At 72.9% G+C, this 25,800-nt stretch carries 25 protein-coding genes and 1 pseudogene; 18 read left to right on the top strand and 8 right to left on the bottom strand.

Annotation, left to right across the window (positions count from 1 at the left end; translation table 11 throughout):
* The first annotated feature begins 40 nt into the window (after positions 1-40).
* Both HUN58_RS08815 and HUN58_RS08820 read left to right on the top strand, forming a co-directional pair.
* Complete coding sequence (locus HUN58_RS08815) at positions 41-901, top strand: DUF4097 family beta strand repeat-containing protein (RefSeq protein ID WP_114850205.1); 861 nt, start codon at positions 41-43, stop codon at positions 899-901.
* Positions 898-1,479 (top strand): PadR family transcriptional regulator, encoded by a 582-nt coding sequence (locus HUN58_RS08820; RefSeq protein ID WP_114850206.1) that lies wholly within the window; start codon positions 898-900, stop codon positions 1,477-1,479. The genes HUN58_RS08815 and HUN58_RS08820 overlap by 4 nt, the downstream gene beginning before the upstream one ends.
* A gap of 74 nt (positions 1,480-1,553) precedes the next feature.
* Here HUN58_RS08820 and HUN58_RS08825 read toward each other — a convergent pair whose 3' ends face one another.
* On the bottom strand, positions 1,554-3,635 hold the full coding sequence (locus HUN58_RS08825) for an acyltransferase family protein (RefSeq protein ID WP_180225685.1): 2,082 nt from the start codon (positions 3,633-3,635) through the stop codon (positions 1,554-1,556).
* A gap of 117 nt (positions 3,636-3,752) precedes the next feature.
* Between HUN58_RS08825 and HUN58_RS08830 the strand changes: the two genes are divergently transcribed.
* From HUN58_RS08830 to HUN58_RS08845, 4 genes are all read left to right on the top strand, one after another.
* Positions 3,753-4,508, top strand: a complete 756-nt coding sequence (locus tag HUN58_RS08830) for a hypothetical protein (protein WP_180225686.1) — start codon at positions 3,753-3,755, stop codon at positions 4,506-4,508.
* 155 nt (positions 4,509-4,663) lie between these two features.
* Entirely contained in the window at positions 4,664-4,930 is a 267-nt protein-coding gene (locus HUN58_RS08835; RefSeq protein WP_114850423.1) for a DUF3072 domain-containing protein, read from the top strand.
* Between the two features lie 124 nt (positions 4,931-5,054).
* On the top strand, positions 5,055-5,495 hold the full coding sequence (locus HUN58_RS08840) for a DoxX family protein (RefSeq protein WP_180225687.1): 441 nt from the start codon (positions 5,055-5,057) through the stop codon (positions 5,493-5,495).
* 157 nt (positions 5,496-5,652) lie between these two features.
* Complete coding sequence (locus HUN58_RS08845) at positions 5,653-5,865, top strand: DUF3073 domain-containing protein (protein ID WP_180225688.1); 213 nt, start codon at positions 5,653-5,655, stop codon at positions 5,863-5,865.
* 435 nt (positions 5,866-6,300) lie between these two features.
* Here HUN58_RS08845 and purM read toward each other — a convergent pair whose 3' ends face one another.
* Complete coding sequence (purM, locus tag HUN58_RS08850) at positions 6,301-7,401, bottom strand: phosphoribosylformylglycinamidine cyclo-ligase (protein ID WP_180225689.1); 1,101 nt, start codon at positions 7,399-7,401, stop codon at positions 6,301-6,303.
* 71 nt (positions 7,402-7,472) lie between these two features.
* Here purM and purF point away from each other — a divergent pair, with 71 nt between their 5' ends.
* Positions 7,473-8,930, top strand: a complete 1,458-nt coding sequence (gene purF, locus HUN58_RS08855) for an amidophosphoribosyltransferase (protein ID WP_141860299.1) — start codon at positions 7,473-7,475, stop codon at positions 8,928-8,930.
* 121 nt (positions 8,931-9,051) lie between these two features.
* Here the strand turns inward: purF and HUN58_RS08860 are convergent, their stop codons facing one another.
* Positions 9,052-9,480, bottom strand: coding sequence for a hypothetical protein (locus HUN58_RS08860; RefSeq protein WP_180225690.1), 429 nt, complete (start codon positions 9,478-9,480; stop codon positions 9,052-9,054).
* 146 nt (positions 9,481-9,626) lie between these two features.
* Here HUN58_RS08860 and HUN58_RS08865 point away from each other — a divergent pair, with 146 nt between their 5' ends.
* Positions 9,627-12,167 carry a LuxR C-terminal-related transcriptional regulator gene (locus HUN58_RS08865; RefSeq protein WP_208745460.1) on the top strand — a complete coding sequence of 847 codons (2,541 nt, stop codon included), beginning with the start codon at positions 9,627-9,629 and terminating at the stop codon, positions 12,165-12,167.
* A 293-nt stretch (positions 12,168-12,460) separates the two neighbouring features.
* Here the strand turns inward: HUN58_RS08865 and HUN58_RS08870 are convergent, their stop codons facing one another.
* Complete coding sequence (locus HUN58_RS08870; protein ID WP_114850424.1) at positions 12,461-12,823, bottom strand: sterol carrier family protein; 363 nt, start codon at positions 12,821-12,823, stop codon at positions 12,461-12,463.
* Between the two features lie 57 nt (positions 12,824-12,880).
* Here HUN58_RS08870 and purD point away from each other — a divergent pair, with 57 nt between their 5' ends.
* Entirely contained in the window at positions 12,881-14,149 is a 1,269-nt protein-coding gene (purD, locus tag HUN58_RS08875; RefSeq protein ID WP_141860293.1) for a phosphoribosylamine--glycine ligase, read from the top strand.
* Positions 14,146-15,015: a phosphoribosylaminoimidazolesuccinocarboxamide synthase gene (locus tag HUN58_RS08880; protein ID WP_058741529.1), complete on the top strand. Its 870-nt coding sequence runs from the start codon at positions 14,146-14,148 to the stop codon at positions 15,013-15,015. Before purD ends, HUN58_RS08880 begins: the two co-directional genes overlap by 4 nt.
* Positions 15,016-15,026: 11 nt before the next feature.
* Here the strand turns inward: HUN58_RS08880 and HUN58_RS08885 are convergent, their stop codons facing one another.
* Positions 15,027-16,223, bottom strand: a complete 1,197-nt coding sequence (locus HUN58_RS08885; RefSeq protein WP_114850216.1) for a PP2C family protein-serine/threonine phosphatase — start codon at positions 16,221-16,223, stop codon at positions 15,027-15,029.
* A 193-nt stretch (positions 16,224-16,416) separates the two neighbouring features.
* On the opposite strand from HUN58_RS08885, the gene HUN58_RS08890 reads away from it, so the two are divergent.
* From HUN58_RS08890 to HUN58_RS08910, 5 genes are read left to right on the top strand one after another with little or no spacing between them, the layout of a single operon-like run.
* Complete coding sequence (locus HUN58_RS08890) at positions 16,417-17,370, top strand: ABC transporter ATP-binding protein (RefSeq protein ID WP_180225692.1); 954 nt, start codon at positions 16,417-16,419, stop codon at positions 17,368-17,370.
* Positions 17,367-18,200, top strand: a complete 834-nt coding sequence (locus tag HUN58_RS08895) for an ABC transporter permease (protein ID WP_180225693.1) — start codon at positions 17,367-17,369, stop codon at positions 18,198-18,200. The genes HUN58_RS08890 and HUN58_RS08895 overlap by 4 nt, the downstream gene beginning before the upstream one ends.
* Before the next feature lie 29 nt (positions 18,201-18,229).
* Positions 18,230-19,477, top strand: a complete 1,248-nt coding sequence (locus HUN58_RS08900; protein ID WP_180225694.1) for a sensor histidine kinase — start codon at positions 18,230-18,232, stop codon at positions 19,475-19,477.
* A complete protein-coding gene (locus HUN58_RS08905) occupies positions 19,474-20,097 on the top strand; it encodes a response regulator transcription factor (RefSeq protein WP_058741533.1) in 624 nt (207 codons plus the stop codon). The genes HUN58_RS08900 and HUN58_RS08905 overlap by 4 nt, the downstream gene beginning before the upstream one ends.
* A 9-nt stretch (positions 20,098-20,106) precedes the next feature.
* Entirely contained in the window at positions 20,107-20,427 is a 321-nt protein-coding gene (locus HUN58_RS08910; protein WP_180224569.1) for a hypothetical protein, read from the top strand.
* A gap of 30 nt (positions 20,428-20,457) precedes the next feature.
* On the opposite strand, the gene HUN58_RS08915 is transcribed toward HUN58_RS08910, so the two are convergent.
* A complete protein-coding gene (locus HUN58_RS08915) occupies positions 20,458-20,997 on the bottom strand; it encodes a hypothetical protein (RefSeq protein ID WP_180225695.1) in 540 nt (179 codons plus the stop codon).
* Between the two features lie 78 nt (positions 20,998-21,075).
* Here HUN58_RS08915 and HUN58_RS08920 point away from each other — a divergent pair, with 78 nt between their 5' ends.
* From HUN58_RS08920 to HUN58_RS08930, 3 genes are all read left to right on the top strand, one after another.
* The gene (locus tag HUN58_RS08920; RefSeq protein WP_180225696.1) at positions 21,076-21,912 is read left to right on the top strand and encodes an SDR family oxidoreductase; all 837 of its coding nucleotides are present in this window, start codon (positions 21,076-21,078) and stop codon (positions 21,910-21,912) included.
* A gap of 68 nt (positions 21,913-21,980) precedes the next feature.
* Positions 21,981-22,853 (top strand): VOC family protein, encoded by an 873-nt coding sequence (locus HUN58_RS08925; protein WP_141860285.1) that lies wholly within the window; start codon positions 21,981-21,983, stop codon positions 22,851-22,853.
* A 143-nt stretch (positions 22,854-22,996) separates the two neighbouring features.
* Positions 22,997-23,563, top strand: a complete 567-nt coding sequence (locus tag HUN58_RS08930) for a GNAT family N-acetyltransferase (protein ID WP_180225697.1) — start codon at positions 22,997-22,999, stop codon at positions 23,561-23,563.
* 66 nt (positions 23,564-23,629) lie between these two features.
* Here HUN58_RS08930 and HUN58_RS08935 read toward each other — a convergent pair.
* Positions 23,630-25,068 (bottom strand): annotated as a pseudogene (locus HUN58_RS08935) (catalase).
* Between the two features lie 140 nt (positions 25,069-25,208).
* Positions 25,209-25,685 (bottom strand): Fur family transcriptional regulator, encoded by a 477-nt coding sequence (locus tag HUN58_RS08940; RefSeq protein WP_114850226.1) that lies wholly within the window; start codon positions 25,683-25,685, stop codon positions 25,209-25,211.
* Positions 25,686-25,800 lie beyond the last annotated feature (115 nt).

Here is a 25,800-nt window from a genome sequence, read left to right on the forward strand (position 1 = left end):
CTTCCACCAACGCGATACATCGCGAGTTTCAGGAGGCAACATGGCCCAGGAGAAGTGGCTCGTCGAGGAGCCGAAGGTGATCGACACCGGGATCGTCCGCGCACTGCGCGTCGGGCTCGCCGGTGGACAGGTCGACGTCGTCGCACACGACGAGCCGACCGCCCGCATCGAGGTGCACAGCGTCTCGGGCAAGCCCCTCAAGATCGAGCTCGACGGCGACACCCTGACCGTCGACCACCCACAGATCGGCTGGGACGACCCGCTCGGCTTCCTCAAGTCCTTCCGCGGCCGTGCCGCCGCCGACGTCAGCGTGCTCGTCCCCCGCGACGCGCGCGTCACGATCGGCGTCGTCTCCGCCGGCGTTCTGCTGTCCGGCACGAACCGCGGCGCCTCGGTCAACACGGTGTCCGGCGACGTCGTCGTCGACGGCCTCACGGGCGACCTCGCCGTGCACGCGGTGTCCGGCACCACCACGGTCCGCGAGCTCGACGGCGCCCTGACGGTCCGCACGGTCTCGGGCGACGTCGTCGCGACCGGCGCCATCCCGCGCTTCACCGCCGACGGGGTCAACGCCGACGTGGTCCTCGACCTGCAGGGCACCCCCGACACCGCCCGGGTCAACACGGTCTCCGGGTCGGTGAGCGTCCGGCTCGAGGACGGCGTCCCCTACCGCTGCACCGTGAGCACCGCCTCGGGCAAGCTGCAGTTCGACGACTCCGAGATCCGCGGCGTGCGCGGCTCCTACGTCAAGCAGGGTGGCGAGCTCTCCGGACAGTGGCTCGACCTCAAGGTGAACTCGGTGTCCGGCGACATCGCGGTGCTGCACGCACCGGCCGCGCCCGCCGCCCAGGCTCCCGCCGCCTCCACGACCGTCACCGACGAGAGCGAGGCGCCCGCATGAGCCCGGTCTTCGCCCACGGCCACCTGCGGCTGTACCTGCTCGTCCTGCTGGCCGACCACCCGATGCACGGGTACGAGGTCATCCAGGCCCTCGGCGACCGCTTCGGCGGCACCTACGTCCCGAGTGCCGGCACGGTGTACCCGCGTCTGGCGAAGCTCGAGGCGGAGGGGCTCGTCACCAAGACCGTCGACGGCCGCAAGACCGTCTACGCGATCACCGAGGCCGGTCGCGCCGAGCTCGACGCCCGCGCCGACGAGATCGCCGCGGTGCAGAACGGCGTCGCCGACTCCGTGAAGTCCCTCGCCGACGGCGTCCGCGCCTCGGTGGGCCAGGCCATGCGGTCCCTCCGCGCCGACCTCGCCGCGAGCGCGCAGGCACCCCGCGGGCAGACCGCGGACGAGCCTCAGGACGTGCCGTCCGAGGGGGCGCGGGCGCTCCGCGAGGTCGAGATGGTCCTGTCGTCGTTCCGGCAGCAGGTCCGCGCCGACCTGCGTCGCCACGCGACGCGCGGTTCCCTCTCGGACGACACCGTGACGCGCCTGCGCGACGGTCTCGAGGCGCTGCGCCGATCGCTCTGACCGCGCGCGACGACGGACCGGGCCGGTCGGGCGGGCAGGCGCACCACGCGCCTCCCGTCCGGCCTCGTTCGTCGTCAAGACCTGGCGAGAGACCCGAGCGCGTCGCGCAGGACCAACGCGAGGCGTCCGCTCATGAGACCCGTCATGTGCCCGGAGTCGCTCCGGACGAGGGTCCTGTCGATCGTCGCGGGACATGCTCCGTCCACGGTGCAGAACCAGTCGAGCACCGCGACGTGACGGGCATCTTGTCCGGATGCGACCAGCGTGGCCACGGCGGATGCCTCAGCCCGATCCTTCTTGATCGCGGCGGTCGGCAGTGCGCCGGAACACGCGCTCACTCCGGTGAACCGCGTCGCACAGGCGTCGACCGGAGCACCTTCCGGTGGCGCCCCGAGCGCGACGACCGTACGACCCGGCCCGGCCAGCTGCCGGTAGCCATCGACTGCCCCCGTGTACCACCGCTCTTCCACGGACGTCGCATCCTCGGTGCTGCGGAAGGATCCCTCGGACGTCGAGGTGAAGACGAGGTCGGGCCGTCGATCATCGACCCAGTGGCGCATGACGTCGCGTGCTGTTGCACAGCGCGCAGTGTGGTCGACTGCTCTACTGGTCTGACCAGGCGTCCACACCATCGAGCACGAGGCGAACCCCATCGCTTCGATCCGCCAACCGGCACCGAGCGCGTCGACGATCGCCGGAGTCCAGGACAGGGCGATGGAATCACCCACGACGACGGCCGTACGGGGAGCATCGTCGTCGCCCCAGGAGCAGACGGACGGATCGTCCAGTTCGTCCGGCAGGAGATCGTTCTTGCAGCCACCATCAACGAGGGCTGGGGCAACGGTCGCTCGAGCAGGAAGGTCGATGCCAGGCTCGACGTCCACGGGATCCGGTGGTTCCGTCAATCCCCGTGCGACGAACGTGCTGAGGTCTGCCGGGTCGATCGCGGACGAACGGTCATGACGGTCCGCGATCGCAGCCCTGGCGGGTGTCGTGGTGCCGCTGAGGGATGGTTCCATCCACTGCACCCCGGCAGCCAGCACGAGCACCGTCGTCACGAGTCCCCCCAACGCGAGCGAGCCGGGGCCGCGAACAGGCGAGGACCGGCGGGCTGACGGCCGGAGGAACGGCCGTTCGACGTACCGTTCGGTCAGGACAGCGAAGAGGAACGAGATGCCGACGGCCAGGAGGGCGACCAGCGGTGACGGTCCGGCGAGCGATGCAGCGACGACCAGGACCGGGAGGTGCCAGAGGTAGAGCGAGTACGACGTGCGCCCGAGGTAGCGGAGCCCTCGCCACCGCAGCGGGAGCGCGGCGACGACCGAAGCCCCGGTCCCGAGGACCAGCACGGTCCCGACGACGGGGAGCGCGGCCCCGGGCCACGGGAAGGCGGCGCCGTCGTCGAGGACGCACGCCGCGAGGACGATCGCGACGAGGCCGAGCACGAAGGCCGACTCGCGCAGCCACCGCGGAAGGCGACCGACGACGGGTGCGGCGGTCGCGAGCAACGCCCCCGCGCCGAGCTCCCACGCACGGACCACCGGGTCGAAGTAGGACGCGTCCGGCCTGGTCGTGGCTGAGACGACGGCCCACGCGATCGATCCAGCGATCATCAACCCTGCGCACACCGCGACGCTCCCCCTCGGCGGGAGCCATCGCCGGAGGATCGGTACCGCCATCAGCAGCAGGAGTGGCCACACCGCGTAGAACTGTTCCTCGACCGCGAGCGACCAGAAGTGCTGGAGCGGGGACGAGGCAGCACCGGACTGCAGGTAGTCCGCCCCGGTCCGGATCAGCCTGACGTTCTCGACGAAGGAGAGCGACGCGACCGCGTCCCACCACGTCGCGACGGCGCGGGGAGCGAACCAGACGAGGGCCGCAGCGACGCAGGTCACGCCGAGCACGACGAGCGCGGCGGGCAGGACACGGCGGGCACGACGCACGTAGAAGCGGGCGATCGACAGCTGCGCGTTGTCCTGCAGGTCCCGCAGCAGGATGCCGGTGATCAGGAACCCGGACAGCACGAAGAACACGTCCACGCCCACGTAGCCACCGCTCGGGAACGCGAACGCGTGGTAGGCGACCACGAGCAGGACGGCGATCCCGCGGAGGCCGGCGATGTCCTCGCGGAAGTTCTTCGGTCGTGCGGCGTCCACTGGCTCCCCTGATGTCGATGGTCCGTATTGCAATACTACATGTGATCATGTCAGCAGGCGACCGGCGTCGGATCCCGCGGACACCGGCGGCGGTCGGTCGTAGCATCGGTCCTCGACATGACGATCTCCGACCTGCGCACCTTCGCGACGTTCGACGGCCACGGCGGCAAGGTGTCGAAGCGCGTCGAGGTGCTCGACCACGAACCCTCCCCGGCCGGCCCGTACGCCGGCCTCGTCGCGGTGCGCGGCGAGCACCCCCTCGGCGCAGTCGACGAGCGTCCGGCCGACGACGGCGCCGACCTCGCCCGCGGGGTCGCGAGCATCGGCTGGGTCGACCCCGCCACGCTCCGCGACTGGTACCGCCCGGACCGCGTCGTGGTGTCCCGGCTCGAGGCGCGCCACTCCGGGCTCGAGCCCGGCCTGTACGCCGATTCGCGCGGACGCGGTCGCGTCCGGATCGACGGCCTGGAGGCACTGCTCGCCCCCGACGGTCGGCCCGCCTTCCGCGCACTGGCCGGCCCGGCGGACGCCCCGGTCGTCGACGTCCGACTCCCCACGGACCAGGCGGTCCGCCTGGTCGCGGTCCGCGAGGTCGACGAGGGGTTCGAGGTCGTCACGACGCCGGTCTCACCGTTCCTGTCACCAGGGCAGCACCGGGCGTACGACGACGACGTGGTCGGACTCCCGCCGCGCCCGTCCTCGGGGACCGTCGAGGTCCGTGCCGCCGTGCTGCTGGACGGGTCCCTCCACCATGTGGTGCGCATCGACGAGCGCGCCGCGACGATCTGGCTGCGGCAGGGCGACGCCGAGGTCCCCGTCGCGTCGAGCGCCGTGGGCGCCGACCTGGTGCGGTACACGGTCGTCCCCACCTGAGCGCGCCGCTCGCGCCGTCCGGTTCCGCCCGTCCCGCTCGCACTGCCGGGTCCCGCCCGTCCCGCTCGCGCCGTGGAGTTCCTTCTGTCCCGCTCGCGCTGTCGGGGGACGACGTGCTGCGCTGGCCGGACGGTCCCGCGCGTACGGTCGGCGCCATGACCGACGCAGCAGATCAGACCCCCGACGACGCCCACACCGGCGAGACGCTGGGCGGCGAGCGACCCGACCCCTCGACGACCGCGAGCAAGGACCCCGAGGACTGGGTGACCGGCGACGAGCCGATGACCGGTCCGCAGCGCAGCTACCTGGACACCCTCGCGCGCGAGGCCGGCGAGGAACTGCCCGCCGACCTCACCAAGGCCGAGGCGTCCGAGCACATCGACCGCCTGCAGCAGCAGACCGGGCGCGGCGCCGACTCCTGACGCTCCCGACCCTGAAGGCGTGTCCGCGGTTCGGCGGACCGTTGTCTGGGGGACCCCTGGCGAAGTCCGGCAAGTCCCCCGGACGAGGGGGATCGATGACACGTCACTGGATACCGTCGTCGCCATGCGAACGACATCGACATCCATCGGCCTGACCGCGCTCCGCATCGTACTCGGCGTGGTGTTCATCGCCCACGGTGCCCAGAAGTTCGCCCAGGGCATCCCGAACGTGACCCAGGGCTTCGCCGGCATGGGCGTCCCGCTCGCCGAGGTCGCGGCCCCCGTGGTCGCCGGCCTCGAGCTGACCGGCGGCGTGCTCCTCGTCGCCGGTGTCGCCACCCGGGTCGTGGGGCTCCTGCTCGCGGTCGACATGGTCGTGGCCGGCCTGCTCGCCCACGCCACGGCCGGCTTCTTCGCCCAGGACGGCGGATTCGAGTACGTGCTCGTCCTGGCCGTCGCCTCGGTCGCCGTCGCACTGACCGGCCCCGGTCGGTTCTCCGTCGACGCCCTCGTCCTGCGTTCCTCGCGCCGGAAGCGGGGCGTCGCGGAACCCCTGCCGGCCTGACGCCGGAGCCGCGGTCCGGGGGACGCCGTGCGGGGTGTCGGGATCGGGGTACATGGTAGAGTGATCGGCAGATTTCAAACCACGAACCGTCTGGTTCCCCGGGTGGCATCCCCCACCCGCCAGGACCGGACCAGAGCCGAACACGAGGGGGTCACGCATGGGGCGCGGCCGTCAGAAGGCAAAGCACACCAAGGTCGCCCGGGAGCTGAAGTACTTCAGCCCGGAGACGAACTACGGTGCACTCGAACGCGAGCTCTCCGCCGGGCAACACTCGGACGAGAACTCCTACGTCGACCGCTGGGCAGACCAGTACGGCGACGAGGACGACGACGAGCTCGAGACCCAGCAGGACCAGAACAAGTCCGCCTGACCTCACCGTCGACGCCGCGCACCCTCCGGGGTCGCGCGGCGTTTCCGCGTGCGCGTGCGCGGGCTCGGGCTCGGGCTCGGGCTCGGGCTCGGGCTCGCAACCGTCCCACGCGCCGGGCTCCGCACGAACGGGCCAGATCTGGCGCGCTCGTGGCGCCGACGCGACACATCATGCCCGCCGGGCAACACGCGCGCGGCGTTCCGCGCACGCTCGACACGCCTTCCGGCCGAGGGGACGCAGCGCACCGGCCCAGCGTCCCTCGTCGAGGGCGCTCAACGGGCGGGCCAGATCTGGCACACTCGGGCCGTCCCGCCGACGTCTTCTGCACGCTCGGCGTCACGCACGCGGCGTGTCCTGCCCGCTCGACCGCCGCCGGCCCCCGAGCACCGCCACCGACCAGGGCAACCCGGCGCGAGACCCCCGCGCCACGCGGCCTCAGCCCGCGTAGCTCCCGACGAGCCGGACGGCGCCGCCGTCGACGCCCTTCGCGCCCTGCTCGAAGCCGTCCAGGTCGCGCGCCGATGTCGAGATCGTCCCGACGGTCCACGCCGGCAGCCCAGCGGCACCGAGCGCCGCGACGACCGAATCGGCAGCCGACGCCGCGACGACCGCGAACATCCCGATGCCGAGGTTCCACGTGCCCTCGGTGTCCTCGACCGGGGTGCCGGCCATGTCCGCGAGCACCCGGAACACCGACGGGGGCGTCCAGGTGGCCCGGTCGACCTCGACCCAGGTGCCGACCGGCAGCACGCGCGCCAGGTTCGCGGCGATGCCACCGCCGGTCACGTGCGACAGCGAGTGCACGGCGCCGGGCTGGGCGTCGAGCAGGTCGAGCAGCGGTGCGGTGTACAGGCGGGTGGGCTCGAGCAGTGCTTCGCCGACGGACACCCCGGCGCCGAACTCCGGCAGCTGGTCGGTGTAGCCGACGCCCTTCGTCGACAGGATGTGCCGGACGAGCGAGTAGCCGTTCGAGTGCAGGCCGGAGGACTCGATCGCGACGACGACGTCCCCGTCCTCGACCAGGTGCGCGCCGAGCTGCCGGTCGGCCTCGACCACGCCCGTCGCGGCACCGGCGACGTCGTAGTCGTCCGGGCCGAGCAGCCCCGGGTGCTCCGCGGTCTCGCCACCGACGAGCGCCGTGCCGGTCGCCGAGCAGCCGCGGGCGACGCCGGCGACGATGTCCGCGATGCGGTTCGGGACGACCCGGCCGCAGGCGATGTAGTCCGTCATGAAGAGCGGCTTCGCCCCGACCACCACGATGTCGTCGACGACCATGCCGACGAGGTCCTGGCCGATGGTGTCGTGCTTGTCGATCGCCTGCGCGATGGCGACCTTCGTGCCGACGCCGTCGGTCGAGGTCGCGAGCAGCGGCCGTTCGAAGTCCTTCAGGAACGAGACGTCGTAGAGACCCGCGAACCCGCCCACTCCCCCCAGCACCGAGGCGTTGTGCGTCGCCGAGACGGCGGACTTCATGAGCTCGACGGCCAGGTCACCGGCGGCGGTGTCGACGCCGGCGGCTGCGTACGGGTTCGGCATGCGTTGTCCTCCGCGGGGCATGGCAGACTTGTTCGGTACCACCCGATCCTACGGTCTGGAGCACTCCGCGAATGTGCGGCATCGTCGGCCTCGTTGCGCAGGGGCCCGTCAACCAATCCATCTACGACGCCCTGCTGCTCCTGCAGCACCGGGGCCAGGACTCGACGGGCATCGCCACGGTCGAGGGTCGCGTGCACCACATGCACAAGACACGCGGCCACGTCCGCGAGGGCTTCCGCACCCGTGACATGCGGGCGCTGCTCGGCACGATGGGCCTCGGCCACGTGCGCTACGCCACGAAGGGCGTCGCGAGCAACGAGGAAGAAGCCCAGCCCTTCTACGTGAACGCCCCGTACGGCATCGTCCTGGTGCACAACGGCAACCTCACGAACACGCGGGAGCTCACCCGCGAGCTGTTCGACATCGATCGCCGGCACCTCAACACGAGCTCCGACACCGAGCTCCTGGTGAACGTCCTGGCGCACGAGCTGCAAGGCCAGGTCCGCGGCAGCGAGCTCGACCCCGGGCAGGTGTTCGACGCCGTCGAGCGCGTGCACGAGCGCGTCGAGGGCTCCTACGCCACGATCGCGACCATCGCCGGACACGGGCTGCTCGCGTTCCGCGACCCGTACGGCATCCGGCCGCTCATCCTGGGCCACAAGTTCGACGAGGCCGGCCAGCCGGAGTGGATCGTCGCGAGCGAGTCGCTCGTGCTCGAGTCCGGCGGCTACGAGATCGTCCGCGACATCGCCCCGGGCGAGGCCGTCTTCATCGAGATGAACGGCCAGATGCACGCGCGCCAGTGCGCGAAGGACCCCCGCCTGGTGCCGTGCTCGTTCGAGTACGTCTACCTGGCCCGTCCCGACTCGGTGATGAACGGCATCTCGGTCTACGACGCACGACTGCGGCTCGGCAACCGGCTCGCGGACACCATCGCGCAGTACGCGCCGACCGGCGACATCGACGTCGTGATGCCGATCCCGGACTCGTCGCGTCCGGCCGCGATGCAGGTCGCCCAGAAGCTCGGCATCGACTACCGCGAGGGCTTCTTCAAGAACCGCTACGTCGGCCGGACGTTCATCATGCCCGGGCAGGCGGAGCGGAAGCGCTCGGTCCGGCAGAAGCTCAACGCGATGTCGTCGGAGTTCAAGGGCAAGAACATCCTGATCGTCGACGACTCGATCGTGCGCGGCACGACGAGCCGCGAGATCGTCGAGATGGCGCGGGCTGCCGGTGCGAACGAGGTCACCTTCACGAGCGCCGCTCCCCCGGTCCGGTTCCCGCACGTCTACGGCATCAACATGCCGACCCGTGCGGAGCTCATCGCGCACGACCGGAAGATCCCGGAGATCAACCGCGTGCTCGGCAGCGACCACCTGATCTACCAGGAGGTCGCCGACATGCGGGACGCGATCATCGAGGGCTCGGACGTCACCGACCTCGAGATGAGCTGCTTCACCGGTGAGTACGTGACCGGCTCGGTCACGCCCGAGTACCTCGCCTGGGTCGAGGCGAACCAGCTCAGCTAGGTCCGGTCGCGACGCGACCAGGAGACGGACGGGAGGCACGGTGCCGGCTGGCACCGTGCCTCCCGTCCGTCATCCGGTCACCACCGCCGGTGGTGCCGTCCGCCTGTCCGTCTCCTGTCTTTCAGGGACGGTCGCCGTCCGGGTGCTCGATCTCGCCGTCGACCGTGTCCGGCACGGGCTCGACCTCGACGCGCTCCGCCGTGAGGCGGGCGGCCCGCTTCGCGAGGACGCGGTCGAGCACGACCGCGACGATCGCGCCGATCGCAGCACCGATCGTGACGCCCCACAGCGAGAAGTAGCCGACCAGGGTGCCGAAGCTGGCGTCCTGCTGGTCGCCGCGGTCGATGTCCATGGTGACCGACACGACGACGAGGGTCGCCAGGAAGCCGAGGACCGCACCGCCGAGGATGAACACGCCGAACTTCGGTGCCCGGCGGATGGTGACCTCGTCCGGGGTGGAGACGGCGTTCGGGGCCGGCGCGGCGGGCGCGGGCGTGCGCTCGTCGGGACCGTCGTCGGGTCGGGGTTCGGATCGGGCGGAGTCGCTCACGCGTCCATTGTCCCCCACTGTGGGTGGTGGTCCGGTCTGTCCTGTCCCCCGCGGCCGGGGCAAGATGGTCCAGACGAGGAGCGGGAGGTGGTGGGGTGCGAGACCGACCCGTCGACGACCGTCGTCGCCCACGGACCCCGGCGAGGGTGCCGTGGCCGATCGTGCCGCGGCGCGAGGAGGACCGTGCGGTCGCGGTCGTCGCCGAGCACCGCTGGAGCGTCGCGATCGTCGGTGCCCCCGGACTCGGCAAGACCTCGACGGCGGCGCGTGTGACGGACCGGGTCGCCCGACGCGACGCGACCGGACGGACCCTCGTCGTCCCGATCACGGCCGTCGCCGCCGGACGCTCGATGCCGTTCGGCGCCGTGGCGGACCGCTTCGGGGAGCTCCCGGCCGCCCTGGCCGAGCTCGTCGACGACGCCGTCGCCGCCCAGCGCCTGCGCGAGACGACCGACCTCGCCGACCGGGACGTGCTGCTCCGCGTCGACGACGCCGACCACCTCGACGCGATCTCCGCCCGGTACGTCGCGTGGCTGGTCCGCGACCAGGGCGCCCGGCTCGTCCTGACCTGCAGGGACTTCACCGCACTGCCCGACCCGCTGCGCGCCCTGTGGCAGGACGACCTGCTCGAACGGATCGACCTGGCACCGCTCGACCTGCGCGAGACCGGCGAGATCGTGGCCGCGGCACTCGGCGCCCAGCTCGAGACGGCGTCCACCGAGCGCGTGCACCGGGCGACCGCGGGCAACCCGCTGTACCTGCGCGAGGTCGTCCGGGCCGCCCTGGCGTCCGGCGCGCTCGAGCAGACCGCGTCCGGGTGGTACTGGCGCGGCCGCGTGACGGCGTCGAACAGCCTGGCGGACATGTACCGCTCGGAGCTCGGCGCCCTGCCGGAGGACCTGCGGGACGTCGTCGACATCGTGGCGCTCGCCGACCCGATCCCCCTCGAGCGGCTGCTGCGGCTGGTGTCGGGCGGGGACGTCGACCGGGTGGTCGCGCTCGGCCTCGTCACGATCGACACGGCGGACGACTGCGCCCGGGTCGTCCGTCCGTCGCACCCGCTCGTCGGCGAGGTCGTCCGGGCGCTCGTGCCGGTCGCCCGGCGTGCGGCCCTGTTCGCGCGCGCCAACGCCTTCCGGACCGACAGCCCCGAGGGCGCCCCGCCCGCCGCTCGACTCCGTGCCGCGCTCTGGGCGCTCGACTGCGGCGTGCTGCCACCCGTCGGGCAGCTGCTCGACGCGACCCAGGTCGCCGTCCGGCTGCAGGAGCACGAGAGCGCGATCGCCCTGGCGTCCGCCGCACTCCGCACCGCCCTGACCGCGCGCGAGCGGGTGACGGCGCGCTGCCTGCGGTCGATCGCGCACTCGTACAGCAGCGGGCGCGAGGCCGGCCGCGTCGACGCCGAGGCCGCCTGGTCCCTCGCGCGCTCCCGTCCTGCCGAGGTCGGCGACGCGATGGTCGTCGAGGCCTGCGAGACGCTCGCGAACATCCGGCAGTTCCACGACGACGACGTCGACGCCGCGGTGGCCCTGGCCGAGGCGGCGGCCGGCCTCGTCGGTCCGGAGACGGCCGAACGCCTGCGGATCCTGCGCCTGGCGCACCTCGGGTGGGGCGGCCGGTTCGAGGAGGTCCGCGCCGAGGTCGAGCGCTCCGGGGTCCTGCAGCAGCCCACGGTGTCCGTCGCGTTCCTCGCGCTCGCCCCCTGCGCCGTGATGGCCCTCGCCACCGCCGGACGGCTCGACGACGCCGCCGGGCTGGCACGACGGGCGCTGGCGACCGCGGTCGAGCACATCGAGGAGGCCCCGTGGGCCGTCGGCGAGGTGGTCTCCGTGACGCACCAGCTCCAGGTCTGGCGCGGGGACGTCGCCACGATGCTCACCGAGATCCCGGTCCGCCGGGCGAGCCCGTTCCTGAAGTACGACTTCACCCTCGAGCTGATCGGCGTCGGCAACCAGGCGATCGGCCAGCGGCGCTGGGACGACGCGATCGCTGCGCTCTCGGCCGCGTGCGAGCGGTACGACGTGGCCGACCACGGCGGGTTCGCGGCCTACCCGTGGGCCCGGCTCGCGATGGCGAACGCCTACGCCGGGCACGCCGAGCAGGCCGCTGCCGCACTCGACCGGGCACGGAGCACCCCGCTGCGGGCGATGCGGATCACCGGCGAGCAGGTCGCGATGTCGATCGCGTGGACCGAGGCCGTGCTCGGCAACCCGGCCGGGCTCCGGCACGCGGACGAGATCACCGCGCGGGCGACGGCGAGCGGCGCGTGGCTGCACGTGATGTACGCCGAGACGCTGCACTTCGCCGACGACGTCATGCGCGGGCACGACGCCACGGTCTCGCGGGAGCGCATGCGAGCCGCCGCGGCCCGGGTGGACGGGCCGCTCGCGAACGCGGTCGTCGAGTACGCCGACGCCCTGCGCGCCGAGGACCGGTCGCGGATCGCCGAGGCAGCTGCGGTCCTCGCGACGCACGGCATGGCGGTCACGGCCGGCCGACTGAAACCCCCACTGACCCACCGGGAGTACGAGGTGGCGGAGCTCGCGGCACGCGGGCTGAGCAACCGGCGGATCGCGGAGTCGCTCGGCCTGTCCGTCCGGACGATCGACGCCCACCTGTCGCGGGTCTTCGCGAAGTGGGACCTGCACGCGCGGTCGGAGCTCGCGGAGATGCTCGGGCCGCGCTGACGGTTCTCGTGTCGCCCCGTCACGAAATCGTCGACAACGAAACCCAGGGTTCGTTGTGGATTGCAGCACGACGCGCCGCGATGGTTGACAACGCAACCCGCAAGTCGCGTACCTTGGAGTCCGTCGCCGGGTTCGGACCCGTTCGGGTCGGGTCCGAATCCCGGCGACTTCCACGCTACGGGGACGGCCACGCAGGGCACATCGGTAGGACCTACCTAATCCCGTGAGCCTCGTCGAACAACTCGTCGGTCGAGCCGGCTGCTCCCGGCGGTGACGTTCCGTGACGTCGTCGTTCAGGTGGCGGTGCGGACTGGCAGGAACGCCGTGATGTCCGCGCGCGAGCCCGAGGCGCTCACCCGCGCGGCGGCGACGGCCTCGCTCCACCGCAGGGACCCGGTCGCCAGTGCGATCCAGGTCGCAGCGTCCGTCTCCACCACGTTCGGCGGGGTCCCCCGGGTGTGCCGTGGACCGGGCACCGCCTGGACGGCAGCGAACGGCGGGACGCGGACCTCGACGCTGTTGCCCGGGACGTCGTCGGCGAGTCGCTGCAGGGTCCACCGGACCGCGGTCGCGACGTCCGTCCGGACCGTGGAGCCCCCGAGCACCGCGGTGAGCGCAACACGGCCGACGGCGTCCTCGATCCTCTTCGGCGGCATGTCCACAGGCTAGCCGTCGCATCGCGGGCGGCGTGTCGCGCTCGGTAGGGTGATCGGGTGCGAATCCTCGTCCTCGGTTCCGGTGCCCGCGAGCACGCGATCATCACGGCCCTCCTCGCTGAACGCGCAGGGCACGTCATCACGGTGGCCCCCGGCAACGCCGGCATCGCGGCCGACGTCGAGACGGTGTCGCTCGACCCCACGAACGGCGCGCTCGTCGCCGAGTACGCGATCGAGAACGGCGTCGAGCTCGTCGTCGTCGGACCGGAGGCACCGCTGATCGCCGGTGTCGCGGACCCGCTCCGGACCCGGGGCATCCCGGTGTTCGGCCCGAGCAAGGCCGCCGCACAGCTCGAGGGCTCCAAGGCGTTCGCGAAGCGGATCATGGCCGAGGCCGGGGTGCCGACCGGACGCCCGGTGTCCGCCGGCAGTGTCGAGCAGGCCGTGGCCGCGTTCGACGAGCTCGGGGCGCCGCACGTCGTCAAGGCCGACGGGCTGGCCGCCGGCAAGGGCGTCCTGGTGACCGAGGACCGTCAGGCCGCGATCGACCACGCCACGTACTGGCTGCAGCACGGCCCGGTGGTGGTCGAGGAGTTCCTCGACGGCGAAGAGGTCTCGCTGTTCTTCCTGAGCGACGGGCACGACGTCCGCCCGCTCAGCCCCGCGCAGGACTACAAGCGCCTGGGCGACGGCGACGCCGGCCCGAACACCGGCGGCATGGGCGCCTACTCCCCGCTGCCCTGGCTCGACGAGCGCTGGGCCTCGGAGCAGGCCTTCGTCGACGAGGTCACCGACCTGGTGGCGCTGCCCACGGTCCGCCGGCTCGAGCACGAGGGCACGCCGTTCGTCGGGCTGCTCTACTGCGGGCTGATCGTCACCGAGCAGGGCGTCCGGGTCATCGAGTTCAACGCGCGGTTCGGCGACCCGGAGACCCAGGTCGTGCTCCCCCGCCTCGCCACGCCGCTGAGCGGACTGATGGCCGCGGCGGCGACCGGACAGCTCGCATCGGCGCCGCGTCCGGAGTTCCGGCCGGAGGTCGCCGTGACGGTCGTCCTCGCGAGCGAGGGCTACCCGGAGAACCCCCGCACCGGTCGGGTGATCACGGGCATCGACGCCGCGAACGCCCGGGACGGCGTCTCCGTCGCCCACGCCGCGACCGCCGTGCTCGACGACGAGCTCGTCGCCACCGGCGGCCGGGTGCTCAGCGTCGTCGCGGTCGGCACCGACTTCGCCCAGGCGCGGGAGCGCGCGTACGCCGGCCTCGGCGACATCGCGCTCGAGGGCGCGCAGTACCGCACCGACATCGCCGCGAAGGTCGCCCGGTGACCGCCGCACCCGTCCTGCCCGGCTGGCGGCACGTCTCGTCGGGCAAGGTCCGCGAGCTCTACGTCCCCGAGGGCACGGCCGACGTCGCCGACGCGACCGAGCTGCTGCTCGTCGCGTCCGACCGGGTCAGCGCGTACGACTTCGCGCTCGAGCCGCCGATCCCGGGCAAGGGCGAACTGCTGACGCGGCTGTCCCGCCACTGGTTCGACCGGCTCGCGGACGTCCCGAACCACCTGATCCCGGACGGCTCCGGCGGGACGCCCGTCCCCGAGTCCGTCGCCGCGCGGTCGATGCACGTGCTCCCGCTCGACATGTTCCCGGTCGAGTGCGTCGTGCGCGGGTACCTCGTCGGCAGCGGCTGGGCCGAGTACCGGGAGTCGGGCAGCGTGTGCGGCGTGCCGCTCCCCGACGGCCTGTCCGAGGGCGACCGCCTGCCCGAGCCGATCTACACGCCGGCGTACAAGGCACCGCAGGGCGAGCACGACGAGAACATCTCGTACGAGCAGACCGTCGAGCTCGTCGGGGCCGAGGACGCGGCGACCCTCCGTGACCTGTCGCTGCGGGTCTACGGTGCCGCGGCGGCGATCGCGCTCGAGCACGACGTCGTGATCGCCGACACGAAGTTCGAGTTCGGTCGCGACGCCGACGGCGTGGTCCGGATCGCGGACGAGGTCCTGACGAGCGACTCGAGCCGCTACTGGGACGCCCGCTCGGGCAACCGCACGGACTCGTTCGACAAGCAGATCGTCCGTGACTGGCTCAGCGCGCACTGGGACCGCCAAGGCACGCCGCCGGTGCTCCCCGACGCGATCGTCGAGCGGACGGCCGCGCGCTACCGGGAGCTCATCGAGCGCCTCGGCGCCTGACGCACCGCGCCTCAGTCGCGCGCCAGCACCACCACGGTCAGGTCGTCGCCCGGGTCGTGCTCGAGCGCCCGCGCCCGGACCCGCGCGAGGAACGCCTCGACGTCGGGCTCCTCGCGCCAGAGCGCCCCGAGCCGGGACAACGCGGCGAGCGTCGAGTCCCAGAGCTCGAGCGCGCCGTCGCTCACGATGATCAGGACGTCACCAGGCGCGAGGTCGACCGCCCCCGGGGTCCGCCCGAGCCCAGCCGGGTGCAGCCCGATCGGCAGGTCGCTCGACAGCAGGGTGCGCTCGGCGCCGTCGGCGCGCATCTGCAGCACGAGGCCGTGCCCGGCGTCGACGAAGTCCAACCGCCCGGTCGCCGGGGTGAGCCGCCCGTGGAACATCGTCGAGAACGACGACGCCCGGCCGAGCTCGGGTGCGACCTGGTCGTCGAGCGCGGCGACGACGTCCCGGGGGTGGGCGTCCGGACGGGCGAGCAGCGCCCCGCGGATCGTCGCCGCGAGGAGGCCGGCCGACATCCCCTTGCCCATCACGTCGGCGACGGTGAGGTGCAGGTCCGTCCCGGTCAGGTGCCAGTCGTGCAGGTCGCCCGAGACGACGCCGTGCGGGACGCTCATCCCGCCGATCCGGTAGCCGGGGACCGCCACGGGCGTCGGCTGCAGCCCGGCCAGCACGTCGCGGAGCCGGTCCTCGTCGGCGCCCGCGGCGAGTTCGCGCTCCGCCCACAACCCGAGTTCCTCGAGCAGCGCGAGGTCGTCAGGGTCGAGCGCGCGGGGCGTCGGGTCGATCAGGCAGAGCGTGCCGACCTTGACGGCGTCGTCGCCGACGCGCAGCGGGACCCCGGCGTAGAACCGCACGTTCGGGTCGTCGACCACCATCGGCATGTCCGAGTAGCGGGCGTCGGCCCGGGCGTCCGGCACCACGACGGGCCCGGACTCCGCCAGGGTCCGACCGCAGAACGTGTCCTGGAGCGGGATCGTGGGACCGAAGACGGTGTCGCTCGACTGCGACTTGATCGTGACGACCTCCGTGCCCGCGAGGTTGAGGAAGGAACCGGTGACCCCGAACGCGTCCCGGGCGATCCGGGTGATGCGCTCGAAGCGCTCCTCGGGTCCGCCGTCGACGACGTCGAGCGCGGCGATGAGGGCGGCGCGACGGAGTGCAGCTGGTGATGATCCGACGGAGGTTGGTGAGGTCCCCTGGTGCATGCCCCCCACGGTATCCCTCCGGGCGACCCGTGCCGCGTCCCCCGAACGGAGGACCCCTCAGACCCGCGTCCCGAGGGCCGGACTCCGAACGACGGCACCCGAGGCACCGCGACACCGACCCCTGACAGATGTCACGCCGAAGTCGTGACGACCGGCACCCGGGTGCCGCCCCGCCCGACGGGATCGTGGAGCCATGAACGAGACACCGGTCATCCAGCTCCGCGGGCTCCGCAAGCGCTTCGGCGCCGTCACCGCGGTCGACGGCGTCGACCTGACGATCCGTCCGGGCGAGGTCGTCGCCCTCCTCGGTCCGAACGGCGCCGGCAAGACCACCACGGTGGACCTGCTGCTCGGCCTGGCGACCCCCACCGAGGGCGACGCACGCCTGTTCGGCACCGACCCCCGCTCCGCGGTCGTCGACGGCCGTGTCGGCGCGATGCTGCAGGGCGGGGCGCTCCTGCCCGACGTGACGGTCCGCGAGGCGGTCGCCCTCGTCGCCGCGGCGCACCGCCGCCCGATGCCCGTCGCCGAGGCCCTGCGCCGGGCACGCTGCGAGGACATCGCGACCCGTCGGGTCTCGAAGCTGTCCGGCGGGCAGCTCCAGCGGGCACGCTTCGCGGTCGCCGTCGTCTCCGACCCGGACCTGCTGGTGCTCGACGAGCCGACCGCGGCGATGGACGTCGAGGCCCGGCACGTCTTCTGGTCGTCGATGCGGGAGTTCACGGACGCCGGCCGCACGGTCGTCTTCGCGACGCACTACCTGGACGAGGCGGACACCTTCGCGGACCGCATCGTCATCCTCCGCGACGGCCGGGTCGTCGCGGACGGCACCCCCGCAGCCGTCAAGGCGACAGCGGCGACGCGCACCGTCCGCTTCGCGGGCGTCGCGGAGGACCGGCACGTCGCGTTGCGCGGTCTGCCGGGAGTCGTCGGACTGGAGGCGCGGCACGACGCCGTCACGCTGCGCACCGACCGCAGCGACGACACGCTCCGCGCCCTGCTCACCGCGTTCCCGGAGGCGCACGACCTGCAGGTGGTCGCCTCGACCATGGACGACGCCTTCCTCGCCATCACCGCCGACCGCACCGCCACCACGACCACGAGCACGAGCGGGAGCACCACCGAGACCGAAGGGGTCCTCGCATGACCACCACCACCGCCACCCCGGCCGCGACCACCACCGCGTCCACCGCTCCGTCCACCGTCGGCTCGTCCCGCACCACCGCCGGTCGGCTCCCGGTCCGGTACGTCGTGCTCGAGACGCGTCGGCAGCTCCGCAACGTCAAGGCGATGGTCTTCACGTTCGCGATCCCGGTCGTCATGCTCCTGGTCTTCGGTGCCGCGTACGGCGGCCAGGTCGACCCCGTGACGCACCTGCCGTTCCTGGTCGTCACCACGCTGCAGATGACGGCGTACGGCGCGATGATGGCCGCGCTCAGCCAGGCGTTCTCGCTCGTGACCGAACGCTCGATCGGCTGGAACCGCCAGCTCCGCGTGACGCCGCTGTCCGGGTGGGCGTTCCTCGTCTCGAAGCTCGTCGCGGCGATGGCCTTCTCGGCCGTCTCGGTCGTGGTCACCTTCGCGATCGCGATCCTCGGGATGCACGCGTCGCTCGGCGCCGGGCACTGGGCCGCCGCAGGGCTCGGCATCTGGGCCGGGGTCGTGCCCTTCGCGCTCATCGCGATCCTGGTCGGGCAGTTCGCGAAGCCCGCGTACGCCCAGCCGCTGTTCATGGTCGTCTTCATGGGCCTGTCGATCCTCGGCGGACTGTGGGTCCCGCTGTCGGTGATGCCCGCCTGGATGGGGTCGATCGCGCACCTGCTGCCGTCGTACTGGCTCAACCGGATCGGCCAGATGGGTGCCGGGGCGACCGGTTCCGCGGGGATGACCGAGCCGGCCCTGGTGCTCGTCGGGTGGACGGTCGTCCTCGCCGCGGTCATCGTGTGGCGCTACCGCCGCGACGCGGCGCGCTGGTGACCGGTCACGACGGTCGTACGCTGACCGACGTGACGGACCTGTCGGAGGTGTCGGGGGTGGACAGCACCAGCCCGACCGAGGCGCGGGGCGCGGACGACGCGCCCCGCGCCTCCCGGCCGTCCGCCCGTGCCTTCCCGTGGGCCGCCGCACCGGGCGCCGACGACGCCGAGGTCCGCGTCGCCCGCCGCCGCTGGTACGGCGGCGCCGCCTTCGGCCTGCTCTGGCAGGCCCTGCTGCTCGTCGCGGTGTGGACCGACGGCCGCACGGTCGACGAGCACGTCTCGGCGACCCTCGCGCTCGCGGTGCTGTACGTCGGGTACCTGTTCGCCCCGGAGGCGATGTGGCGGCACGGACTCCGCCGGCGCGTGGTCGTCCTGGCCGTGCTCGCCGCCTACGCGGGACTCCTGCTCGTGCCCGTCGGCCCGGCCGCGGTGTGGTCCTGGTTGCTCGTCGTCGCCCTGTCCGGGTTCGTGGCGGTGCGGCTCTGGGTCGCCCTCGCCGTCCTCGGGGTCGTCGTCGCCGCCGAGCTCGTCGTCGCCGCGGTCGTCGGGTGGGACGCGGCGTCGAGCACGGGCATCCTGTTCGCCCCGATCGTGGCGGTGTCGATCGGGGCCTCGATGGTGTTCTTCGGTCGCCAGCGCGAGGCCGAGGACCAGCTCGGGGTCGCGCAGGACGAGCTCACCCGGCTCGCGGTGGTCGAGGAGCGCGCACGGTTCTCCCGCGACCTGCACGACGTGCTCGGGCACTCGCTGACGGTCGTCACGATGAAGTCCGAGCTCGCGGCGCGGCTGGTCGACGTCGACCCGGCCCGCGCGAAGACCGAGATGCAGGACGTCGAGCGGCTGTCCCGCGAGGCGCTGCAGGGACTCCGGCAGGCGGTCAGCGGGTACCGCCAGGCCGACCTGGACGCCGAGCTCGTCTCCGCGCGCTCGGCGCTGGACGCGGCCGGGGTCGTCGCGGAGCTCCCCGCGACGGGGGACGCGGCGGCCGGGGACGTCCGGAGCCTGTTCGCGTGGGTGCTCCGCGAGGGCGTGACGAACGTCGTGCGCCACGCAGCGGCCAGCCGGGCCCGGGTGACGCTGACCCGGACCACCCTGACGATCGAGGACGACGGCACCGGAGCGGTCGACGCCCCGGCGCCCGCCGGACCGCTCGACGTCGGCGGCAACGGCCTGCGCGGACTGCACGAGCGAGCCGACGCCGTCGGGGCCACCGTGACGACGGGCACGAGCGACCTCGGCGGGTTCCTGCTGCAGGTCGAGAGGAGACCACGGTGACCGACCCCATCCGCGTCCTGCTCGCCGACGACCAGGCGCTCGTCCGCGGGGCCCTGGCGTCGCTGCTGTCGCTCGAGCGGGACATCGACGTCGTGGCGCAGGTCGCCCGTGGAGACGAGGTGCTCGAGGCCGCCCGGACCTCGCGGGCCGCCGTGGCCCTGCTCGACGTCGAGATGCCCGGCGCCGACGGCCTGACCGCCGCCGCGACCCTGGCCCGCGAGCTCCCGGCGTGCCGGTCCCTCATCGTGACGACGTTCGGCCGCCCGGGATACCTGCGGCGAGCGCTCGAGGCGGGCGCCGCGGGCTTCGTCGTGAAGGACACCCCCGCCGAGCAGCTGGCCGACGCCGTCCGCCGGGTCGCCGGGGGCTTCCGCGTGGTCGACCCGGTGCTCGCCGCCGAGTCCCTGGCCGCCGGCCCGTCGCCGCTCACCCCGCGGGAGACCGACGTGCTCGTCGCGTTCCGCACGGCGTCGACCGTCGCGGGGATCGCCGCGGTGCTGCACCTGTCCGAGGGGACGGTGCGGAACCACCTGTCCGCGGCGATCGGCAAGACGGCGGCCCGGAACGCGACCGAGGCGCTACGGGTCGCCGCCGACAACGGCTGGCTGATCGGCACGTAACCTGGACCGGTGCTCCGACGTCCCCTGCTCGCCCTCGCCGTGGCCGCCCTCGGCGCGCTGTCCCTGACCGGGTGCGGTGCGCACGACTCGACCGGGCAGATCGCCGTGACCGTCTCGGGGAACGCGGCCGAGCACCCCTACGAGGTGCGGGTCTACGCGGCGACCGGCAAGCTCTCCGAGCACCAGCGGGTGTTCCCGGGCGGCACCGCCGACTTCGCGGGGGTCCCGCTCGGCAGGGTGACGGTCCGGGCGACGGACCTGTGCTCGGCGAAGGCCACCGTCACCGACGACCACGTCGCGACGGTGACGCTCGCCACCACGGGCTGCTGACGACCCGGCACCGGGGCGCCGACGACCCGGTCAGTGCGTGAGCAGCACCTTGACGAGCCCGATCGCGAACGCCACGGCCGCGAGCACGATCCCGCCCCAGAGTCCGAGGAACGACGGGCGCCGCCCGCTGAACCGCTGCAGGAACACCCCGACCAGGCCGATGCGCACGACCAGGATGACGATCGCGGCCGTCTGCGCCCACGGCGCCGGCAGCCACCCGGCCCACGCCACCGCGTAGAGCACGGCCGGGATCAGCCCGGAGGTCGCGATCGGGTTCGCGTCGCGCAGGATCGCCCCGACGGTCTCGCGGTGCTCCTCGTCGTCTCCGGTGTCCCCGATCGCGTGCGCGACGACGTGGGACAGCACGTGCGCCAGGTACGTGAGCACCGCCGTCGCGAGGACCGTCAGCACCGCCGCCCCGTGCGCGATCTGCTCCGGGGAGACCGCGATCGCGACGGCCAGGACGGTGATGTTGCCGTAGATGTAGGACGACATCCGGTCGCGCAGGCGCTCCAGGGGGAACGTGGACGGGTCGGGACGCTGGCGACGGGGTCGGGATCGGCGGAGCACGGTCCCATCCTGGCCCCCGGAGGTGCCAGGCTGGGCGCGTCGGCGCACCGCAGCGTCGACGGACAGGAGGCACGACACATGTCCCAGCGCCCACTCGACCCGCGCCCACTCGACCCGCGCCCACTCGACCAGCGCCAGCTCGCCCCGCGCCCTCTCGCCCTGGTGACCGGGGTCGGCCGCCGCGCCGGAATCGGCGCGGCGATCGCCACCCGGCTCGCCGCCGACGGCTGGGACCTCGCCCTCTCCTGGTGGGGTCCGTACGACGCCCGCGTGCACGGCGGGGCCGACCCCGACGGGGTGGACGCGGTCGTCGCGGAAGCCGAGCGCGCGGGGGCACGCGTGACGCGCCTCCCGGTCGACCTGGCCGACCCGGAGCAGGCGGCCGCACTCGTCGGCCGCGCCGAGGTGGAGGCGGGCGCCCCCGTGACGGCCGTCGTGATGTCGCACTGCGAATCGGTCGAGTCCGACTACGCGACCACGACGCTCGAGTCCTTCGACCGGCACCTGGCGGTGAACGTCCGGGCGCCGTTCCTGATCGTGCAGGCGTACGCAAGGCGGCTCCGCGAGGGCGCACCCGCCCCCGAGGACCGCCGCCGGGTCGTGGCCCTGACGAGCGACCACGTCGGCTTCAACCTGCCGTACGGCACGAGCAAGGGTGCGCTCGACCGGCTGATGGTCGGCGCGGCCCAGGAGCTCGGCGACGTGCACGTCAGCGCGAACGCGGTGAACCCCGGACCGAACGACACCGGGTGGTTCACCGACGAGGTCCGCGAGGCCGTGGTCGCGCAGACCCCGCTCGGACGCCCGTCGACGCCCGCGGACACCGCGGCGCTGATCGGGTTCCTGCTCGGTCCGGACGGCGGCTGGGTGAACGGGCAGCTGCTCAAGACGGACGGTGGGTTCAGCGCCCGGTAGTCGCGCCTGCCGATCCGGTCGACGCCGATTTGGTTGACGCGTCAACCAAATCGGCGCACACTGGGTGCATGCACACGCAGGATCTCCTCGCCGCGGACACCGGGATGGGCGCCGTCACGCTCCGGGTCGCCGACCTCGACACGATGGTCGCGTACTACCGCGACGGCGTCGGACTCACCGTCCTGACGCAGGACGGCGGCGTCGCGGTGCTCGGCCGCGGGACGACCCCGATCGTGGTGCTCGAGCACGCGCCGGCGATGCGGCACGCCGCCCCGCACGAGGCCGGGTTGTTCCACACCGCGATCCTGTTCGACACGCAGGCCGACCTGGCGGCAGCGCTCTACTCGGTCGCGACGAAGTACCCGCGCACGTTCACGGGCAGCGCCGACCACCTGGTGAGCAACGCGTTCTACTTCCAGGACCCCGAGGGCAACGGCGTCGAGCTGTACTGGGACCGCGACCGCACGGAGTGGTCGTGGACGCACGGCATGGTCGACATGGCCACCATCTACGTCGACCCGAACGCCTTCGTGCAGGAACACCTGACCGCCGCGGCGCTCGAGTCCGCGCAGTCCCGCCCCGGCCGGGTCGGGCACGTGCACCTGTCCGTCGGGGACGTGGCCACCGCGAAGGCGTTCTACGTCGACCGGCTGGGCTTCGCGACGACCGCGGCGATGGGCGACCAGGCGCTGTTCGTCAGCGCGGGCGGCTACCACCACCACATGGCGATGAACACGTGGAACTCCCGCGGTGCCGGACGCCGGCAGCTCGGGCTCGGGCTGGGACTCGTCCGGATCGAGGTCCCCGGGGCCGACGACCTCGGCGCGCTCGTGTCCCGCATGCACGACACCGGGGTGCAGACCGCCGACGACGGCCGGACGGTCGCGTTCGAGGACCCGTGGGCGAACCGCATCGAGGTGACGGCGCCCGGTCGGGGCTGAGCGGCGCGGGCGCGCGCGGACCGGCTCGCCGACTGGCCGCGAGACTCGGCTGTCCGGACACGTTCGCGGGTCGGACGCCGCGAAAGCGTCCGCATGGACGAGTCTCGCGCTCGGCCCGCAGCCGCACCCGGCAGGATGGGCACGTGAGCGAAGACATCCGGTGGGAGGTGGTCGAGGAGAGCGCGCTGTCGCTCCCCGACCACGAGGCGATCGCGGCGATGCTCGGGCAGGCCTTCCCGAGCTGGTCGCACTGGTACGTGGGCGGCCGGGACTACGCCGGCATGCAGCCCGAACGCCGGGTGGTCGCCCGGGACGCCGACGGTGTGGTGCTCGCCCACGTCGGGATCCGCCGCATGTTCATCACGGTGGGCGGGCAGGACGTCCTGGTCGGCGACACCGGCATCGTCGCCGTCACGCCTCGACTCCAGGGCACCGGCATCGGCCGCGAGCTGCTCGACCGCACGCACGCGGTCCTCGAGGGACTCCGCGTCCCGTACGGCTTCCTCGGCGCCGGCGAGGACCGCATCCCCTTCTACGCACGCATGGGCTGGCACGAGATCGCGGGTGCGGTCGGCACGTTCTCGGCCTTCACGGCCGACGGGGCCGGGGTCACCGAGACCGAGCAGGGCGGCTGGATGGTCCGGCCAGTCACCGCGGCGCTCGAGGACTGGCCGACGGGGGAGATCCTGCTGAACGGCCAGCAGGTCTAGTCCCGGCCCATCAACGGAGTGGAGGCGCGGTGCCAGCTGGCACCGCGCCTCCAGTCCGTTCTGTCGTTACGCCTCGACCGCGACCTCCGCCGGGTCCTCGTTCGATCCCGGCGCGCTCGGCGCGACGGCGGCGCGCACGCGCGCCCCGAGGTCGGCGTCGACGCTCGTCCAGTAGGCGAACACCCGCTCGCGCAGGTCGTCGCGCGTCACCTTCGAGACGTGGCCGGCGATGTTGCCGACCAGGCGCTCACGGGCGGCGTCGTCGAGGACCTCGCGGTAGAGCGTGCCCGCCTGACCGAAGTCGTCGTCCTCGGGGTGGAGGGTCGCGGCGGAACGCTGCAGCGCGCCGTCGGACTCCCAGCCGGGAGCGTCGTCCGTCGCGGACGGGTCGGCGTGCGCCCCACCGAGCGAGTTCGGCGCGTAGACGGGGACCTCGGACTTCTGGAAGTCGAAGCGCATGGCGCCGTCCTTCGAGTACGAGTGCACCTCGTTCTTCGGGGCGTTCACCGGCAGCTGGGCGTGGTTCGTACCGACGCGGTAGCGGTGCGCGTCCGCGTAGCTGAAGATGCGCGCGAGGAGCATCTTGTCCGGGCTCGCCGCGATGCCGGGGACGAAGTTCGACGGCGCGAAGGTCGCCTGCTCGATCTGCGCGAAGTAGTTCTCCGGGTTGCGGTTCAGCTCCATCGTCCCGACCTCGATGAGCGGGTAGTCCGCGTGCGGCCACACCTTCGTCAGGTCGAACGGGTTGAAGCGGTAGCTCTCGGCGTCCGCGTACGGCATGACCTGCACCTTGAGCGTCCACTTCGGGAAGTCACGACGCGCGATGGCCTCGTGCAGGTCGCGGATGTGGAAGTCCGCGTCCTCGCCGGCGATGCGGTCGGCGTCTTCCTGGGTCAGGGTCTTGTGGCCCTGCTGCGTCTCGAAGTGGTACTTCACCCAGAAGCGCTCGCCCTCCGCGTTGATCCACTGGTACGTGTGCGAGCCGAAGCCGTCCATGTTGCGCCAGCTCGCCGGCAGACCGCGGTCGCCCATGAGCCACGTCACCTGGTGGGCCGACTCCGGGGAGAGGGTCCAGAAGTCCCACTGCATGTCGTGGTCGCGGAGGTGCGAGCCCGGCAGGCGCTTCTGCGAGCGGATGAAGTCCGGGAACTTGATGCCGTCGCGCAGGAAGAACACGGGGGTGTTGTTGCCGACGAGGTCGTAGTTGCCCTCGGACGTGTAGAACTTCAGCGCGAAGCCGCGGGGGTCACGCCAGGTGTCCGGGGAGCCCTGCTCGCCGGCGACGGACGAGAAGCGGGCGAGCATCTCGGTGGTCTGGCCCGGCTGCAGGAACGCGGCGCGGGTGTAGAGCGGCTGACGTCGTGCGTGACGGTGAAGGTACCGAAGGCGCCGCCGCCCTTGGCGTGCACGACCCGCTCCGGGATGCGCTCGCGGTTGAACTGGGCGAGCTTCTCGACCAGGTAGTGGTCGTGCAGGGCGATGGGGCCGTCGGCGCCGACCCCCATCGAGTGCTGGTCGCTCGAGACCGGGGCCCCGCTGTTGGTGGTGGTCGTGGGGGTGCCGGCCGGCTGGCCGGTCGGGGTGCCGGCCGGCTGGCCGGTCGTGTTCTGGTCGGACACGGTTCCTCCTCGGAACGTTGGTTCGGTCAGGGATGCTCGGGTTGCTCGTGGGCCACGGGGGTGGCGGTGCCGTCGGCGGCTGCGGACTGCTCGGCTGCGGCGCAGCGCTCGCAGATGCCCCAGTAGGTGACCTCGGCCGTCGTGACGGCGAATCCGTGCGTCTCGGACGGGGTCAGGCAGGGTGCGTGACCGACCGCGCAGTCGACGTCCTGCACCGCACCGCACATCGTGCAGACGACGTGGTGGTGGTTGTCGCCCGTCCGCCGCTCGTAGCGCGCCGGACTGCCGGCCGGCTCGATCCGCCGCACGAGCCCGGCGCCGGTGAGGGCCCCCAGCACGCCGTACACCGCCTGGTGGCTCGTCGTGGGGAGCTCGGCGGCGAGCGCCGTGAGGACGTCGTCGGCGGTCGCGTGCGGCATCGTGCCGAGGGAGCGCAGGACGGCCAGTCGCGGGGTCGTCACCCGCAGGCCGGCGGTGCGCAGGAGTTCCGCGTCGGTGTCCATCCCGCCCCCTCGTCGGTCACTGTCTTGCATCGGTCAAGACAACAGTAGCGGTCCACCGCCCCGAGCCGCGAGCACCGGCCGGGTCCGCGCGTGTCGTCACGATCGGGTCGCGATC

The sequence above is a fragment of the Curtobacterium sp. Csp1 genome, assembly GCF_013347185.1.

Excerpts from the sequence above, each read along its gene's own strand:
- HUN58_RS08830 (WP_180225686.1), top strand. The coding sequence starts at position 3,753 with ATGACGATCTCCGACCTGCGCACCTTCGCGACGTTCGACGGCCACGGC.
- HUN58_RS08815 (WP_114850205.1), top strand. The coding sequence starts at position 41 with ATGGCCCAGGAGAAGTGGCTCGTCGAGGAGCCGAAGGTGATCGACACC.
- purF (WP_141860299.1), top strand. The coding sequence starts at position 7,473 with ATGTGCGGCATCGTCGGCCTCGTTGCGCAGGGGCCCGTCAACCAATCC.
- HUN58_RS08895 (WP_180225693.1), top strand. The coding sequence starts at position 17,367 with ATGACCACCACCACCGCCACCCCGGCCGCGACCACCACCGCGTCCACC.
- HUN58_RS08820 (WP_114850206.1), top strand. The coding sequence starts at position 898 with ATGAGCCCGGTCTTCGCCCACGGCCACCTGCGGCTGTACCTGCTCGTC.
- HUN58_RS08940 (WP_114850226.1), bottom strand. The coding sequence starts at position 25,685 with ATGGACACCGACGCGGAACTCCTGCGCACCGCCGGCCTGCGGGTGACG.
- HUN58_RS08845 (WP_180225688.1), top strand. The coding sequence starts at position 5,653 with ATGGGGCGCGGCCGTCAGAAGGCAAAGCACACCAAGGTCGCCCGGGAG.
- HUN58_RS08920 (WP_180225696.1), top strand. The coding sequence starts at position 21,076 with ATGTCCCAGCGCCCACTCGACCCGCGCCCACTCGACCCGCGCCCACTC.
- HUN58_RS08890 (WP_180225692.1), top strand. The coding sequence starts at position 16,417 with ATGAACGAGACACCGGTCATCCAGCTCCGCGGGCTCCGCAAGCGCTTC.
- purM (WP_180225689.1), bottom strand. The coding sequence starts at position 7,401 with ATGCCGAACCCGTACGCAGCCGCCGGCGTCGACACCGCCGCCGGTGAC.
- HUN58_RS08835 (WP_114850423.1), top strand. The coding sequence starts at position 4,664 with ATGACCGACGCAGCAGATCAGACCCCCGACGACGCCCACACCGGCGAG.
- HUN58_RS08925 (WP_141860285.1), top strand. The coding sequence starts at position 21,981 with ATGCACACGCAGGATCTCCTCGCCGCGGACACCGGGATGGGCGCCGTC.
- HUN58_RS08870 (WP_114850424.1), bottom strand. The coding sequence starts at position 12,823 with ATGCCGCCGAAGAGGATCGAGGACGCCGTCGGCCGTGTTGCGCTCACC.
- HUN58_RS08885 (WP_114850216.1), bottom strand. The coding sequence starts at position 16,223 with ATGCACCAGGGGACCTCACCAACCTCCGTCGGATCATCACCAGCTGCA.
- HUN58_RS08840 (WP_180225687.1), top strand. The coding sequence starts at position 5,055 with ATGCGAACGACATCGACATCCATCGGCCTGACCGCGCTCCGCATCGTA.